Raw genomic sequence first — 14,881 nt, forward strand, 5'->3', positions numbered from 1 at the left:
GTCAATGCCTATTAGGAATTGGGGCATTATTTTAAACCAATTTTTAACTATATTTGAAAAAAGGGTTCAACTTTAAGAAAGTCAAACCCTCGATAAATTAAGTTTACACACTTAATGGGATAGTGTCAATAACATCGCCAGTTTTTATCTTCTTTTTCACACTTTGCGCTTCTGTTTCGTTTAGTGTTATTAAATAACTTAAAGCTTTTCTATGAACATATTTTAAGGCAATTGACTCCAAATCTGCTTGCTTGTATCTTTCTCTTAAGCTAGTTTTTACACTCCAACAAATTGGTCCACGCTCAGATGAATAGAACATTAAATCATAAACTACATTCGGCACAAAAGCTACTTTTGCACTCATATAAATAGGTAAAATTTTCTCTCTAATACATAGAGAAGCCAAAATGTATTCAAACATTTTACCATTCAGGTTTGAATTTCGTTTTGGATAAGCCTCATATTTATCCCAAAAGAGTTTAATATATTCTGAAGGTTTCTCATAATCTATTTCTATAAAATCAGAAAAAAGATGTTTAAATATATTTCCAGCTTTTGTGTCATTTCCAATGACAATTCCTAGTTCTTTAAGCATCGTTTAGTTTTTCTATTATTTTTTCAGCTGTTGCCTGAATTGCGGGAACTGCAACTGAATTACCGAACTGTTTATATGCCTGTGCGTCTGAAACTAAGATTTTAAAATTGTCTGGAAATCCTTGTAGCCTAGCCCATTCACGCGGTGTCATTTTTCTTATGCCTTCTCTATTTACTTCTCCAGAAATGTTTGTTATAGGCTTAAAATTGGTTAATCTATCATCAAAAATCAAGTTTCTTTCCCTTCCCATTCCTCCACAAACTACTGCATTTGCTGTCCCATCATTTGGGATAATTTCATAGCCAAAGCCATTTCCTTTACTTTCGTGTCTTGCCTTGTGTTTTCTTAAAGTGTCGATGTAAGTTGTAGAAAGGTAGTATTTTACAGAAACTTCATTTTCTTCTAAAATATCCTCTAAGACAACTTCATTATTGGTTGGTTTTGGGTACTCAAATTCGGTTATTCTAGTGTTTTCGTGGAAGCCAACTATAAAAATTCGCTCTCGATTTTGGGGTACACCAAATCCTTTTGCATTTATTATTTGTGGTTCAGGAACAAAATAGCCCAAATCTTCTCGAAGTACATTTAAAATTGTTGCTAAAGTTTTTCCTTTATCGTGGTTTCTTAATCCTTTTACATTTTCAAGAAAAATAGCTTTTGGCTGCTTTTCCCTTATGATTTCTGCAACATCAAAAAACAAAGTCCCCCTTGTATCCTCAAATCCACCACGTTTTCCTGCAATTGAAAATGCTTGACACGGAAATCCAGCACAAAGTACATCAAAGTTATCAGGGATATAGCTTTTTGTTTCAGGTTTTGTAATATCTCCAAATGGTATTTCTCCAAAATTTGTTTTATAAGTTAGTTTCGAATACTTATCCCATTCGCTTGTAAAAACGCATTTACCTTTTAGGTTTTGAAGTGCCAACCGAAACCCTCCAATTCCTGCAAAAAGATCTATGAATTTAAATTTTGGTTTTTTAGGTGATGGAAATGGAACGGATTTATTGAGGTCAAAAATTAGATACTGAAGTGCTTCTTCAGCAATTTTATTTGTGACTTTTTTTTTGGGATATTCTTTTTCGAGGATTTCTCGGACAAAAGAGAGTGCATCTTTTTTATAGAATTGAGAAACTCCATTTTTGTGATTATGTATATAATGTGTGAATGAAGCTGGTTTAGAATTTTCAGGATCAACTACTTTTATCTCAAATAGCTGTCCGTCAATGTTTTCTATTTTAATTCTTCCCTTAGTCATTATCTCCTATTTAACTGTACAAGTTAATAAAGATTTTTATTTTTGTTGGTTGTATTATCATTTTTTATTCACAACTTTCTTCACGTTTTTTTTGAGCGCAAAGGCGAAGAAAATTTCTAATTTTCTGTGGCAATCTATCAATCGATTATGAGATTATCACGTCGTTGCACTCCATAGAATGACATTCTAATTAAAACCCCAGATAATCAACATTAAATTTTCCGTGTAAAAGCGATTGCATCACATCTGGATTTCCATTAGTAAAAAAATCATTTTTAGTATTTAAAACTTGACTATTTAGCAAATTATGTTGTTTTAAAACAGTTCTAGTTTGTCGTGCCACTGCTTCACCAGAATCTATAATTTTTACATGATTTGGTAATAAATCAATAAGTAAAGGCATTAAATACGGGTAATGCGTACAACCTAAAACCAAATAATCAATGTTAGCGTCAATCATGGGTTGCAAATAAATTTTCAGCAAGCTTTTCATCTCGTGAGAATACAATTTTCCGCTTTCAATCAATTCAACTATGCCTTCTCCAACCTGTTCAACAACATTAATATTACTGGCAAATAACCCCGAGGTTTTCGAGAATAACGCACTGCTTAAAGTCCCTTTGGTAGCTAAAATTCCAATGGCATTTGTTTTGGTTTGTAAGGCTGCGGGTTTTATGGCGGGTTCAATGCCAATAAATGGCACATTATAGGTTTTGCGTAAATAGTCAATGGCATTGGTAGTAGCGGTGTTGCATGCCACGACAATAAGTTTACAGCTTTTTTTCAATAAATATTCGGTGTTTTTTATACTGAGTTCTATAATGGCTTCTTTCCCTTTTGGGCCATAGGGCGCATTATTGCTATCGGCCAAATATATGGTGTTTTCTTTAGGTAAAAGTTGATGAATTTCTTTCCAAATAGACGTGCCGCCAACGCCAGAATCGAAAATACCAATAGGATGTTTACTCATGTGTATAAATTTAGGTAATAAAAATAAAAAAGCCACCTTGTTTGAGGTGGCTTTTTTATTATTTTATAAAGAGTAGTTGTTTACTATATGCCTAACTCTTTTTTTACATCGTCAAGCAGGTTTTTACCGTCGGCCATAATCATTACGCCTTGTGCAGAATCTAATACATACTCAAAACCTTGTGCTCGTGCTACTTTTAAAATAGCTGTTTTGGCCTTTTCTGTGATAGGCTTTAAAAGCTCTATTTCTTTTTTCTGCAAATCTTGTTGGGCCTGTCCTTGAAACTGACGGATATTTTGTTCCATTGTTTGTACTTCTTGGGCTCTTTTGGTATTCTCTTCTTGGGTTTTTGTAGAAGCCTCGGCATCGTATTGCTTTACCTTATTTTGAAACTCGGTTGCCATATTTTGAATATCGGTTTGGTAGGTTTTACCAAGCGTTTCAAGTTGTGTTTGTGCAGCCTTCATCTCTGGCATGGCACTAATTAATTCTTGTGTATTTATATGGGCAACTTTATTTTGTGCTTGAGAAAAACTTAAGGTTCCTATGCATAATGCCGTTGCTAATAAAATAGTTTTAAATTGTTTCATTTTTTAAATAGTGTTAATGTGTTATAAATTGTTTTGTTAATTGTTATTTATACTGTCTTTTACTTTTTTGCGGTCTTCTAATATTTTTTTCTTTCGGTCTTCTAAAGCTTTTTTTCTGGCTTCTCTATCTTTTAATTTCTTTTGTCTGTTTTCTTCTATAAGTTGTGCTCTTGTTTTTGTTTCTCCGGTTGTTTTTACATCGGCAGATTTACTGGCTTCATTTTTTGTTGTTTTGTTTCTTTCGTCTAATTTAGCTTGTTTTGCTTTTGCACGATCGTCTATAGCTTTTTGGCGTCTTTCTGCTGCTGCTTTTACTTTAGCTTCGCGAGCGGCTAATTTTTCTTGTCTTGCTTTTTCAACAGCACTTTGTCGGGCTGCTTTTTTTTCTTCTAATGCCTTTTCGCGTGCTTCCAATTCTAAATTAACCTCTGGTACAACATCTTCTTTTTCTGCTTCTTTACGTTCTGCCTTGGTTTGTACTTGCTTACGTTTTGAGGCTCTTTTTATGCTTCTTAAAATTTGCTCGCTTAAATCGAATTGTTTTGCCGAATACAGCATAACAACATCGGCAGATTTATCAAATATAAAATCGTATTTTCTGCTTCCGGCCAAATCTTGTACCGCGGCAAAAATTTGATCTTGTATAGGTTGCATAAGTTGTTTTTTCTGAATCATTAAATCGCCATTTGGCCCAAAACGCTTTTGTTGGTAATCTAATATTTCTTGTTCCTCAAAAGTGATGTCTTCTTCGCGCTCATCAATAAGCGCTTTTGTTAAAAGGGCTTTTTCGTTGCTTAAATCTTTACGTTTTTGCTCTACAGCGCTTAGCTTCGCTTGGATTTCGTTTTGCCATTTTTGGGCTTTTTCATCTAATTGCGCCATGGCTTCTTTATATTCCGGAACGTTCTCTAAAATATATTCTGTATCTATATAGCCTATTCTTACGCCACGTTGCGCATGTATTGAAAGGCTTAATGTAAACATTGTTATCAGTAAAAAAAGAACTTTTAATTTCATCTTCATCTGTTTGGTGTTTTATAATTTATTGGCTATAAATTCTAAAATAGACAGATGATTTTTTTTTTTTTTGAATTCTGTCGTTTTTTGAATTGTGCTTTTATCTGATTGTTTTACATTGATTTTTAACAGTCAGATGTCATTCGCAAAGTAATCATTTTCCGCAATTTGAAAAATTTTAGGTTGCGCATTTCAAAATTAACGAATTTTAACCTGAAAAATTTCAATTGGAACTCAAATCATCAAATTGCTATTAGAAAATATCGTGCCAAAGTAAATTTTGCTATATAGATTGATTAAAATTGTTGTCCTATAATAAAATGGGTTTCCCAACCATTTTTAACAGTTTCTCCCGGCAATGGATCGAATCCATGGCCAAAATCGATACCTAACAAACCAAATGCCGGCATAAAAATGCGAACCCCCAAACCAGCAGATCGTTTTATGCTAAATGGGTTGTAATCCCTAAAACTATTATAGGATGCACCACCCTCAATAAAACCTAATGCAAATATTTTTGCTGATGCTTTTAAAGTGATAGGGTAACGAAGCTCTAATGAAAATTTGTTGTAAATGGTGCCTCCATCTTGATTTGATAAGGATTGATTTGGATACCCACGAAGTGCAATAGATTCCCTGCCATCTAAACTGTAACTGCCCAAACCATCGCCACCAACAAAGAAACGCTCAAAAGGGATAACGCCTCTGTCGTTGTTGTACGCTCCCAAGAAACCAAATTCTACGCTTGGTTTTAATACGAGGTCTTTTACAATTTCGGTGTACCAGTCGGCTTTAAAGTTTATTTTATAAAACTCTAACCATTTGTAACGTTCTTGGTCTATTTCTCCTAGTTTAGTTGCATCTTGATCGATAATAGCTTGTTCTCTATCTTCTTTTAATGCTTTGTAATCGACACCATCAAATAAAGAATATGGTAAAGAAAGTTTTGCTGTAGCCGAAAAGCTTGAACCACCCGTTGGGTAAATAGGATCTATTCTAGTATTGTTTCTGCTTAAACCAACGGTATATGAAAAGTTATTTGCGTAACCATCTCCAAATGTGAATAAAGAACTTATGTTATAATTATTCAAATCATACCTCTGGAAACTTACAGCTTGTGATAATGTAAAATAATCATCAGGTACGGTTAAACGTTTTGCTAAACCAACTGAAATTCCTGTGATATTAAAATTTTGACTTTTATCTGCATTTCTAGTAAGTGGATTGTATGCAAATTGCCTTGTATGCGATAAAGATGTTGAAAACTGCACTGGTTTTTTTCCACCCAACCAAGGTTCAGAAAACGAGAAACTATAGGTTTGGTAAAAACGGCTGGCTTGTAAACGAAGCGCCAATTTTTGCCCGTCGCCCATGGGGATGGGTTTATAAGCGTCTTTTTTAAAGATGTCCTTTATTGAAAAGTTGTTAAACGACAACCCAAGCGTACCAATAAAGCCGCCGCCGCCATAACCACCTTGCAGTTCTATTTGGCTGGAACCTGTTTCTTTAACAGAGTATTCCATATCAATGGTCCCTTCATTTGGGTTTGGGTTGTTAAAGTTTGGTGAAATCTCTTGGGCATCAAAAAAGCCTAATTGCCCCAATTCCCTAACCGAACGCACCACGTTTTCTTTACTGTACAATTGCCCAGGGCGCGTACGTAACATGCGGTAAATAACATGGTCGTTGGTTTTATCGTTTCCAACAACCGATACTTTATTGAAATATGCCGGTTTTCCTTCAGATATTCTAATTTCCATATCAATAACATTGTCGTCGGCATTTACTTCAACAGGGTTTATGGTAGAGAATAAATATCCGCTGTTTTGGTATAGGTTTGTAATATCGATAGCATCGGGCTTTGTGTTGTCTGCAATACGCTCTTGCAGTAAAACACCGTTGTAGGTATCGCCTTTTTTAATTCTTAAATACCTGCTTAAAAACTCGTTGCTGTAAACGGTATTGCCAATAAATGTAATGTCGCCAAAGGTGTATTGCTCGCCTTCATTAACATTAATATGAAGTGAAACGGTTTTGTTATCGTTGTTAACAATTAAGCTATCCGATAGAATACGCGCATCTCTGTATCCGTTTTCTTTGTATTTATCGATGATTTTAGATAAATCTTCTTGATAGGCAGAATCAACAAATTTTGAGCGTTTTAATATGCGAAGACGGTTAATTTTTTTTGTGCTTTTCATGGCCTTTCTAAGCTTTTTGTCGCTTAAAACGGCGTTGCCGTTAAACACAATATCCTTTACTTTTACTTTTTCGCCCTTATCTATGTTTACCACCATGTTTACCCTGGCTGTTTCTATAGAGTCTTTAACATCAATGGTATTTATAAGTATTTTGGTGTTGTAAAACCCTTCTTTTTTGTATTTTTTTGTAAGAAAATTTTTAGTATTGGTTATTAGGTTTTCTGTTACTTTGGTACCTTTTTTTAGTCCTGCATCGTTAATTACAGCTTCTTTTTTGCCTTTTTTAATGCCGTTTATTTTCAGCTCGTTAAGCTGTGGCAAATCGGATAATCTGATTTCCAAATGCGCTACATCGCCTTCAATTTTGGTAATGAAAATTTCTATATCGCTAAATAATTTAGAGCTCCAAAGTTTTTTTATGGCGTTACTAATATCCTCTCCAGGAATAGTCATTTGCTTGCCTTTTCTTAAACCAGAATAGGTAACTATGGTTTGCTCGCTAAATGTAGTATTTCCAGAAACCGAAACGCTTCCTAAGGTGTATTTTTTACCATCGCTGTACGGCAAGTCTTGTGCTTTTATGCTAAAACCGCACAATATTGTTATTGCTAATAAACAGTGTTTTAATTTTGTAAAAGATAAATTATTAGCTAAGTTGTTCACTTGTTTTCCCAAATCGTCGTTCTCTTTTTTGATATTCAATAATAGCTTCGTACAAATGTTGCTTTGAAAAATCTGGCCAAAGCGTATTGGTAAAATACAATTCTGCGTAAGCTATTTGCCAAAGCAAAAAATTGCTTATACGTTGTTCGCCACTGGTTCTAATAAGCAAATCTACATCTGGCAAATTTTGCGTGTAAAGATGCTCATTAATAATCGATTCATCAATTTTATCGGGCGAAATTATATTATTTTTAACTTTAATACTAATCTCTTTAACAGTATTTAGTATTTCTTCCCTAGAGCCATAGCTTAAAGCCAGGGTTAAAGTCATCCTATTGTTACTTTTAGTGCTTTCAATAACTTCGTTTAGTTCTTTGTGGACTTTTTTTGGCAAGGTGTTTAAATTGCCAATAGCCAATAGTTTGATGTTATTATCTTGAAGTGTTTTTATTTCTTTTTTTAGCGAAGACACTAAAAGTTTCATTAAAGTTTGTACTTCTAGTTTTGGGCGGTTCCAGTTTTCGGTAGAAAAGGCGTATAGCGTTAGGTTTTCTATGCCCAATTCTGCTGAAGCTTCTACGGTTTGCCTTACAGCTTTGGTGCCATTTTCGTGCCCAATAGCCCGCAGCATGCCTTTTTGCTTTGCCCAACGCCCGTTGCCGTCCATAATAATGGCAATATGCTTTGGTAGCGCTTTCGTGTTTATGTTTTGTTTTATATCCATTTTTAATCTGTGGGGCAATAACAAGGGTTTAATCCAAATGTATAAGTTAACGTTAAACCAGAAAACACATACCAATCGTTATTGTTTATGTTGCCAAATCTGTATTGCAGATTTGCTGCACTGTCTGGAAAACTACCCTCTATTGCATCAGAAAACGTATAGCGTGCGCCAACCTCTAAGCCTAAAACAATGTTGCCAAAAACATTGCTTTTAACACCTAGAGCCATAGGGATGCCAAAGGCCCAACTAGAAGTGTTTTCGGGGGTTTGTACGCCATTAACAAAATAGTGGTTATCGTGTTTAGCTACACTTATTCCCGAATATAAATACGGTGTAACCAATTTTTCGCCGGTATGTAAATTGAAATCGAAAAAGGTAAATTCTATGCCCGCCGAAAGTTCTAACAGATTAGAATCGAAACTGTAACCGCGCTGGATACGCCTTGGGTCGTCTGAATCTATATCATCAGCTTTTAAATCAGAATATATCAAGGTTGCCCTCCAAGAATGTCTGGGGCTGGCGTTCCATTTGTAAATCAGGCCAAAAGCAGGACTGTTTGGCGCAATGTAATTGGTTGCACCAACATCGCCAATAAAATTACTACCACCGGCAAAAACACCAATTTCGTTAATTTGCGAATGGCTTAATTGAAAGCTTAAAAGGCTTAATATCAATACCGTTAAGTGCTTCATAAATATTTAAAAGTTTGCAAATATAATAAAATAAGATTTTACTGCCACCCTTAGCGTACTTGGTGTTGTGTAAAACAGTTTTTCTGGTAAATTATTGTTTTTTGCAAAGGCTTAATTGCGATTGTCTTCGCCCCAAAGTAGTTTTTTGCGAAGGGTATCTAAAAAGCTTTCGTTTAAAAGATTTATCATTTTAATTTTAAAGGGCGCTTTTTTTATTTTAATTAAAGTCCCGTTGTTTAAGGTTGCTATTCTGGAGTCGAGCGACACTAAGTGCTGCTCTTCCCTACCTTTTACTTTAAGTTGTATTTCGGTATTATTAGGGATTACCAATGGGCGCGCACTTAAATTGTGAGGGGCAATGGGTGTTAACACAAAGCTATTTGTACCCGGTGCTATTACCGGACCACCGCAACTTAAAGAATATCCGGTTGAGCCTGTTGGTGTAGAAACGATTAAGCCGTCGCTCCAATACGTTGTAAGGTATTCGCCGTTAAGGTGCGTATCTACGGTTATCATCGAGGTGGTATTTTTTCTGCTTACGGCTACCTCGTTTAAAGCAAAATTAAGCGAGGCTATCTTACTGTTTTCGGGCAGGGTTTCAACGGCAAGCAAGTTACGCTCGGAGATACTATACTTGCCATCAACAATGTTTTGTATGGCATTTTCAATATCGTCAACTTGTATGGTGGACAAAAACCCAAGCCTGCCCGTGTTTATACCTATCACCGGAATACCCAAATCTTGCACAAATGCTATGGCCCTTAAAATGGTACCGTCGCCACCAATACTAATAAGCAGATCGAAAGATGCATCTAAAGCCTCAAAGGTTTTAAAAGACGCATAATCTTTTTTATTGTTGGCCTCTTGGTTTATAAGCTTGCAAAACGCGCTTTCTATATAGGTGTCGAAATTATTTTTTAACAAAAAGCTAAACAAAGACTCTACCGAAACAGCAGTACGCTCGTTGTAAAACAGACCAAAAACAGCAACCTTCATAAAACTAAATGTTTAGATATTTTCTTAAATAATCAGACCGTTCTTTAAGGCTCGCGTTGTAACTGTCTTCTTCGTGCCCAGACACTACATTATAACTGTACCTACGAAAGGTTTGAATAATACCGCTTAAACTTGAGTTGCCAATTTTAAGTGTAATTTGCACCACATCGTTTTTAATGTTAGAAATAAAGGCACCTAAAAGCTTGCCATTGTTAGACTCTACAATCTGGCTTATTTCGCTAAACGAATAATCTGTTAAGCCTTTTTCAATAACCAAAATGCCGCCAGCTTCAAAAAAGAAAGGGGTTTCGTTAAAAAGCCCAATAACATCGTTTAATTCGTAATACCCCAAATACACATTTCCGGCACTTAAAACCGGCATAATATTAGTTGCGTTTTTTGCAAAAGCCTCTAAAACATCTAACCAAATGGCGGTGTCCCTAACGTAAAAATCTTCAAGTGCATAGGCGTATTCGCTTAATTGCTTGTCGCTTTCAAAACAGTGAGCATCGGTCTCAGAAACACTTCCCAAATACCTGTTTTCCAAATCTTTAACCGGAATGTGCGAATAGGTTAACTGATTAAACAAATGCTGTAAATCGCTTATTTTGCTATCGCTACGCAATGGCTTTATGTCGTTTATAATATATTCTGAAAGTTTCATTGGTAAACATTGTAAGTGTGCAAATTAATCAAAAAAATAGTATATAAGCATGTTCTACTTTGTATTTTTGCAGAATTAAAAGAGATTTTTCCTTAGGAAGCGAAAATTTCAGTGCTATATATTTTAAACCCTATTTTTACCTTAAGCCCATAGCCTAACAACTGTGCAAGAACACCTTAACATATAATTAGAAGAAGTAATTTTTAGCCAAAAACCAAAAGCTTTAATTTAATGCCCATATAAATATTGAAAAATGACAAAGTTAAGCGTAAACATAAATAAAATAGCAACTTTAAGAAACTCACGAGGTGGCGATTTGCCCAACGTAGTGCAGTTTGCAAAAGACGTACAGCGCTTTGGAGCCCAAGGCGTAACCATACACCCAAGACCAGACGAACGCCACATACGCTACCAAGATGCACGCGATTTAAAACCCGAAGTCTATACCGAATACAATATAGAAGGAAACCCCATAGATTCTTTTGTAAAATTGGTGCTCGAGGTAAAACCAACACAGGTTACCCTAGTACCCGATGCAGTTGATGCTATTACCAGCAATGCAGGTTGGGACACCTTAAAGCACAAAGATTTTTTAGTTGATGTGATAAAGGAATTTAAAAACAACAATATAAGAACGTCTATTTTTGTGGACCCTGTTTTAAAACAGATTGATGGCGCAAAAGAAACAGGCGCAGACAGAATTGAATTGTACACCGAAGCCTTTGCACATCAATATAGCTTAGGAAATAAAGAAGCTGTAAAACCGTATGCCGCATGTGCCGAATTAGCAAATAATTTGGATTTGGGCATTAATGCAGGGCACGATTTATCGTTGGATAACATCAAGTTTTTTAAAGAGAATACACCTAACTTGTTGGAAGTTTCCATTGGGCACGCGCTTATTTCAGAAAGTTTATATTTAGGCGTAGAAAACGTGATACAGATGTATTTGCATAAATTGAAGTAAGTTGGCAGTCGGCAGTAAATAACAGTTAAATATTTGTGAATTCGTGGCAAAACAAGATATTTTACATTCTAACATAATTGGCAAAGGGCAAGCATTTATTATTTTACATGGCTTTTTGGGCATGGGCGACAACTGGAAAACCCACGGTAAAAACTTGAGCGAAAAGGGTTTCGAGGTGCATTTGGTCGATCAAAGAAACCACGGGCGAAGCTTTTGGAGCGATACCTTTAATTACGAAATTCTTGCCAAAGATTTAAAACACTACTGCAATACGCACCAACTAAAAAATATTATTTTGCTGGGGCATTCCATGGGCGGTAAAACAGCCATGTTCTTTGCTGCACAATACCCAGAATTGGTGTCAAAATTATTGGTTGCCGATATCTCACCGCGCTTTTACCCCGTTCACCACGACACCATTTTAGAAGGCTTTAACGCTTTGGATTTTAAGACGATAAAAAGCAGAGGGCAAGCAGACAAAGCCTTGAGCGAATATGTTACAGATTTTGGGACGCGACAGTTTTTACTTAAAAACCTGTATTGGATTGAAAAGGGCAAACTGGCATTACGCCTAAATTTAAAGGTTTTAAAAGATGAGGTTGCCGAGATTGGCGAAGCCTTACCCAGTTATTCAAGATTTGAAAAAGACACCCTGTTTTTACGTGGCGATCAATCAGAATATATTGGTGTTGACGACGAGCGTATCATTTTAAACCATTTCCCAAAAGCAAAAATAGTTACCATTGCCAATTCGGGGCATTGGTTGCATGCCGAAAACCCGACGGACTTTTTTGATGCTGTAATTCAATTTGTATCTTAGATTTTCTAACCAAATTTTATTATCTTTAAATTTGATTATTTATAACCGCTCGTTAGTTTTAGCAATTTACATAACAAAACACAAATGAAACTTTTAATCAAACTGCTACTAAATGCCGTCGCCGTTTTTATTTTAGCACACTTACTTTCTGGGGTACATGTTAACGGTTACGTTGGTGCGTTAATTGTAGCTGTAGTGCTCTCAATTTTAAATGTAATTGTAAAACCCATTTTGGTTATTTTTACCTTACCTGCCACCATCTTAACTTTAGGATTGTTTCTATTAGTTATTAACGCCATAATTATTCTTTTGGCCGATAAATTAGTAAACGGTTTTTCGGTCGATAGTTTTTGGTGGGCATTGCTCTTTAGCATCCTATTGTCCATTTTAGAATCCATTCTGCATTCACTCTTAAAAGAAGATAAAAAGTAGTTTTAAATCAAGCAATTAAAAACTTTGTTTGGATGTAAAAATATATTATTTTTGCATCCCAATTTTAAACACATAAAATATAGGTTTTTTAAAATAAACCTTTTTGTTAAATGCCTGATTAAAGGTTATATATCATTTTAAAATGAACATTACAAGAGAAAACGTTGATGCCGTAAACGCCGTAGTAAAAGTAGATATTGCAAAAGAAGACTACAGCGACAAGGTAGAAAAGATCTTAACAGATTACCGTAAAACAGCAAACATACCCGGTTTTAGAAAAGGGCACGTACCCATGGGCATGGTTAAAAAACAATACGGTAAAGCTGTTTTAGTCGATGAGGTAAACAAGCTGTTGCAAGAAGCCTTAAACAAATATTTAACAGAAGAAAAGTTAGATGTGCTTGCCCAACCACTTCCCAAAAAACAGGACGAAATAGATTGGGATGCCGATAATTTTTCGTTTGAATTCGAATTGGGTTTAGCACCAGAATTTGAAGTAAACCTTAAAGGCAAAAAAGCCATTACGCAATACAACATTGTTGCAGACAATAAAATGATCGACGAGCAAATTGAGCGTCTTCAAAAAAAATACGGTAAATTAATATCGCAAGACACCGTTGAGAAAAACAGCGAAGTAACCGGTACCTTTACCAACGAAGAAAAAGAGATAAACAACACCGTAACCCTGTTTTTAGATAAATTCAAATCAAAATCTACCGCCAAACTATTTGTTGGAGCCAAAGTAGGCGATGTTATCACTTTAAAAACAAAAGGGCTTTATGAGAATGAGCTAGACCTAACCCGTGTACTCAACATAAGCGCAGAAGAAGCAAAAGACCTTGATATCGAGGTGCTTTTTACCATTACCGAAGTAAACAAACGCGAGCTCGCAGAGCTAAACCAAGAACTGTTCGACAAACTTTTTGGGAAAGACGAAATAACTTCTGAAGCCGAATTAAAAGCCAGAATTAAAGAAGATGCGGAAAACCAATTTGTTCAACAAGCAGACCAAAAGTTTTTAAACGATGTTACCGAATATTTAATCGAAAACACAAAATTCGATTTACCTGCAGAATTCCTTACAAAATGGATGCAAGCCGCAAGCGAAGAAGAAATCGACGAAGAAAAAGCAAAAGAACAATACGAAAAATCAGAAAAAAGCTTGCGCTGCCAGTTAATTGAAGGCAAAATAGCCAAAGAGCACAACATTGAAGTATCTGTAGTCGATCTTAAAAACCATGCGCAAGACATGATAAAAGCGCAAATGGCTCAATTTGGACAACCCAACCCTTCTGAAAAAGAATTAGACGATATAGCCAGACGCATACTGTCCAACACAGAAGAAGCCCGCCGTATCTCAGAACAATTAGTAAGCCAAAAACTATTGGCCGTATATAAAGAAAACGCAAACATAAAAGTAAAAGAAGTAACTTACGAAAAGTTTGTTAAAGAAGTTTACGGAGACAAATAAATAATAGAATAATTCCTTATATTTAGGCACTTAAATAAACATATTTAAGTGCCTTTTTATTCAACTAAACAATCTACCAAAAATAGATTATAAATTATCTGGATACTTATCAAGAGTTTAGCTAAATTAAATTATTAAAATTTACTATGGATTACGCAAAAGAGTTCGAAAAATTCGCAATAAAAGACCAAGGCATCAGCAGTACCTATTACAACAAAATAATAAGTAGCATGTACCCAACGGGGCTAACCCCAAACATTATCGAAGAACGCCAAATGAACATTGCCGTTTTTGATGTGTTTTCGCGCCTAATGATGGACAGGATCATATTTCTGGGAACCGCCATTAACGACCAAGTTGCCAACATCGTACAAGCACAACTACTGTTTCTAGAAAGCACCGATGCCACAAAAGACATACAAATTTACATCAACTCACCAGGAGGCAGCGTATATGCAGGCTTAGGCATTTACGATACCATGCAGTTTATAAAACCAGACGTAGCCACAATTTGTACAGGAATGGCAGCCTCCATGGGCGCAGTACTGCTTTGCGCCGGAGAAAAAGGGAAACGCAGCGGCTTAACACACTCCCGAGTAATGATTCACCAACCTTTGGGCGGCGCACAAGGGCAAGCCAGCGATATTGAGATTACGGCAAGAGAAATACTAATTCTTAAAGAAGAACTCTACAAAATAATAAGCAAGCATTCGGGGCAAGATTACAACAAAGTATATGCAGACAGCGACAGAGACTATTGGATGAAAGCCGATAAAGCAAAGGAATACGGAATGATAGATGAAATCTTAGCACGTAATTAA

General features: G+C 35.7%; 15 protein-coding genes. 5 read left to right on the forward strand and 10 right to left on the reverse strand.

Annotated features, from left to right (window positions below; all coding sequences use genetic code 11):
* Positions 1–103 precede the first annotated feature (103 nt).
* The 10 genes from ACFSQS_RS14585 to ACFSQS_RS14630 all read right to left on the reverse strand — a co-directional run bounded on the left by ACFSQS_RS14585 (position 104) and on the right by ACFSQS_RS14630 (position 10,370).
* Positions 104–595: a hypothetical protein gene (locus ACFSQS_RS14585; protein ID WP_388020597.1), complete on the reverse strand. Its 492-nt coding sequence runs from the start codon at positions 593–595 to the stop codon at positions 104–106.
* A complete protein-coding gene (locus ACFSQS_RS14590) occupies positions 588–1,853 on the reverse strand; it encodes a DNA cytosine methyltransferase (protein ID WP_388020600.1) in 1,266 nt (421 codons plus the stop codon). Before ACFSQS_RS14590 ends, ACFSQS_RS14585 begins: the two co-directional genes overlap by 8 nt.
* 190 nt (positions 1,854–2,043) lie before the next feature.
* Positions 2,044–2,823, reverse strand: coding sequence for a glutamate racemase (gene murI / locus ACFSQS_RS14595; RefSeq protein ID WP_388020603.1), 780 nt, complete (start codon positions 2,821–2,823; stop codon positions 2,044–2,046).
* 83 nt (positions 2,824–2,906) lie between these two features.
* Positions 2,907–3,413, reverse strand: a complete 507-nt coding sequence (locus tag ACFSQS_RS14600; RefSeq protein ID WP_388020606.1) for an OmpH family outer membrane protein — start codon at positions 3,411–3,413, stop codon at positions 2,907–2,909.
* Positions 3,414–3,449: 36 nt separating this feature from the next.
* Positions 3,450–4,397, reverse strand: a complete 948-nt coding sequence (locus ACFSQS_RS14605) for an OmpH family outer membrane protein (protein WP_388020609.1) — start codon at positions 4,395–4,397, stop codon at positions 3,450–3,452.
* Between the two features lie 329 nt (positions 4,398–4,726).
* Entirely contained in the window at positions 4,727–7,306 is a 2,580-nt protein-coding gene (locus ACFSQS_RS14610) for a BamA/OMP85 family outer membrane protein (RefSeq protein ID WP_388020612.1), read from the reverse strand.
* Positions 7,278–8,018, reverse strand: a complete 741-nt coding sequence (locus tag ACFSQS_RS14615; protein WP_388020615.1) for an isoprenyl transferase — start codon at positions 8,016–8,018, stop codon at positions 7,278–7,280. The genes ACFSQS_RS14610 and ACFSQS_RS14615 overlap by 29 nt, the downstream gene beginning before the upstream one ends.
* Before the next feature lie 2 nt (positions 8,019–8,020).
* Positions 8,021–8,710 carry a type IX secretion system protein PorG gene (gene porG, locus ACFSQS_RS14620; protein WP_388020618.1) on the reverse strand — a complete coding sequence of 230 codons (690 nt, stop codon included), beginning with the start codon at positions 8,708–8,710 and terminating at the stop codon, positions 8,021–8,023.
* 111 nt (positions 8,711–8,821) lie between these two features.
* Positions 8,822–9,706 carry an NAD kinase gene (locus ACFSQS_RS14625; protein ID WP_388020621.1) on the reverse strand — a complete coding sequence of 295 codons (885 nt, stop codon included), beginning with the start codon at positions 9,704–9,706 and terminating at the stop codon, positions 8,822–8,824.
* 4 nt (positions 9,707–9,710) lie between these two features.
* Positions 9,711–10,370, reverse strand: a complete 660-nt coding sequence (locus ACFSQS_RS14630) for a CBS domain-containing protein (RefSeq protein WP_388020624.1) — start codon at positions 10,368–10,370, stop codon at positions 9,711–9,713.
* A 253-nt stretch (positions 10,371–10,623) separates the two neighbouring features.
* On the opposite strand from ACFSQS_RS14630, the gene ACFSQS_RS14635 reads away from it, so the two are divergent.
* The 5 genes from ACFSQS_RS14635 to clpP all read left to right on the forward strand — a co-directional run bounded on the left by ACFSQS_RS14635 (position 10,624) and on the right by clpP (position 14,881).
* The gene (locus tag ACFSQS_RS14635) at positions 10,624–11,337 is read left to right on the forward strand and encodes a pyridoxine 5'-phosphate synthase (RefSeq protein ID WP_388020627.1); all 714 of its coding nucleotides are present in this window, start codon (positions 10,624–10,626) and stop codon (positions 11,335–11,337) included.
* Positions 11,338–11,380: 43 nt separating this feature from the next.
* A complete protein-coding gene (locus ACFSQS_RS14640; RefSeq protein ID WP_388020630.1) occupies positions 11,381–12,157 on the forward strand; it encodes an alpha/beta fold hydrolase in 777 nt (258 codons plus the stop codon).
* A gap of 84 nt (positions 12,158–12,241) precedes the next feature.
* Entirely contained in the window at positions 12,242–12,589 is a 348-nt protein-coding gene (locus tag ACFSQS_RS14645) for a phage holin family protein (protein ID WP_388020633.1), read from the forward strand.
* A gap of 142 nt (positions 12,590–12,731) precedes the next feature.
* Positions 12,732–14,060: a trigger factor gene (gene tig / locus ACFSQS_RS14650; RefSeq protein ID WP_388020636.1), complete on the forward strand. Its 1,329-nt coding sequence runs from the start codon at positions 12,732–12,734 to the stop codon at positions 14,058–14,060.
* Positions 14,061–14,206: 146 nt separating this feature from the next.
* Positions 14,207–14,881: an ATP-dependent Clp endopeptidase proteolytic subunit ClpP gene (gene clpP / locus ACFSQS_RS14655; protein ID WP_388020639.1), complete on the forward strand. Its 675-nt coding sequence runs from the start codon at positions 14,207–14,209 to the stop codon at positions 14,879–14,881.

It is taken from the genome of Gelatiniphilus marinus (assembly GCF_042684345.1).
Lineage (GTDB): Bacteria > Bacteroidota > Bacteroidia > Flavobacteriales > Flavobacteriaceae > Gelatiniphilus > Gelatiniphilus marinus.

Excerpts from the sequence above, each read along its gene's own strand:
- ACFSQS_RS14585 (WP_388020597.1), bottom strand. The coding sequence starts at position 595 with ATGCTTAAAGAACTAGGAATTGTCATTGGAAATGACACAAAAGCTGGA.
- ACFSQS_RS14590 (WP_388020600.1), bottom strand. The coding sequence starts at position 1,853 with ATGACTAAGGGAAGAATTAAAATAGAAAACATTGACGGACAGCTATTT.
- murI (WP_388020603.1), bottom strand. The coding sequence starts at position 2,823 with ATGAGTAAACATCCTATTGGTATTTTCGATTCTGGCGTTGGCGGCACG.
- ACFSQS_RS14600 (WP_388020606.1), bottom strand. The coding sequence starts at position 3,413 with ATGAAACAATTTAAAACTATTTTATTAGCAACGGCATTATGCATAGGA.
- ACFSQS_RS14605 (WP_388020609.1), bottom strand. The coding sequence starts at position 4,397 with ATGTTTACATTAAGCCTTTCAATACATGCGCAACGTGGCGTAAGAATA.
- ACFSQS_RS14615 (WP_388020615.1), bottom strand. The coding sequence starts at position 8,018 with ATGGATATAAAACAAAACATAAACACGAAAGCGCTACCAAAGCATATT.
- porG (WP_388020618.1), bottom strand. The coding sequence starts at position 8,710 with ATGAAGCACTTAACGGTATTGATATTAAGCCTTTTAAGCTTTCAATTA.
- ACFSQS_RS14625 (WP_388020621.1), bottom strand. The coding sequence starts at position 9,706 with ATGAAGGTTGCTGTTTTTGGTCTGTTTTACAACGAGCGTACTGCTGTT.
- ACFSQS_RS14630 (WP_388020624.1), bottom strand. The coding sequence starts at position 10,370 with ATGAAACTTTCAGAATATATTATAAACGACATAAAGCCATTGCGTAGC.
- ACFSQS_RS14635 (WP_388020627.1), top strand. The coding sequence starts at position 10,624 with ATGACAAAGTTAAGCGTAAACATAAATAAAATAGCAACTTTAAGAAAC.
- ACFSQS_RS14645 (WP_388020633.1), top strand. The coding sequence starts at position 12,242 with ATGAAACTTTTAATCAAACTGCTACTAAATGCCGTCGCCGTTTTTATT.
- tig (WP_388020636.1), top strand. The coding sequence starts at position 12,732 with ATGAACATTACAAGAGAAAACGTTGATGCCGTAAACGCCGTAGTAAAA.
- clpP (WP_388020639.1), top strand. The coding sequence starts at position 14,207 with ATGGATTACGCAAAAGAGTTCGAAAAATTCGCAATAAAAGACCAAGGC.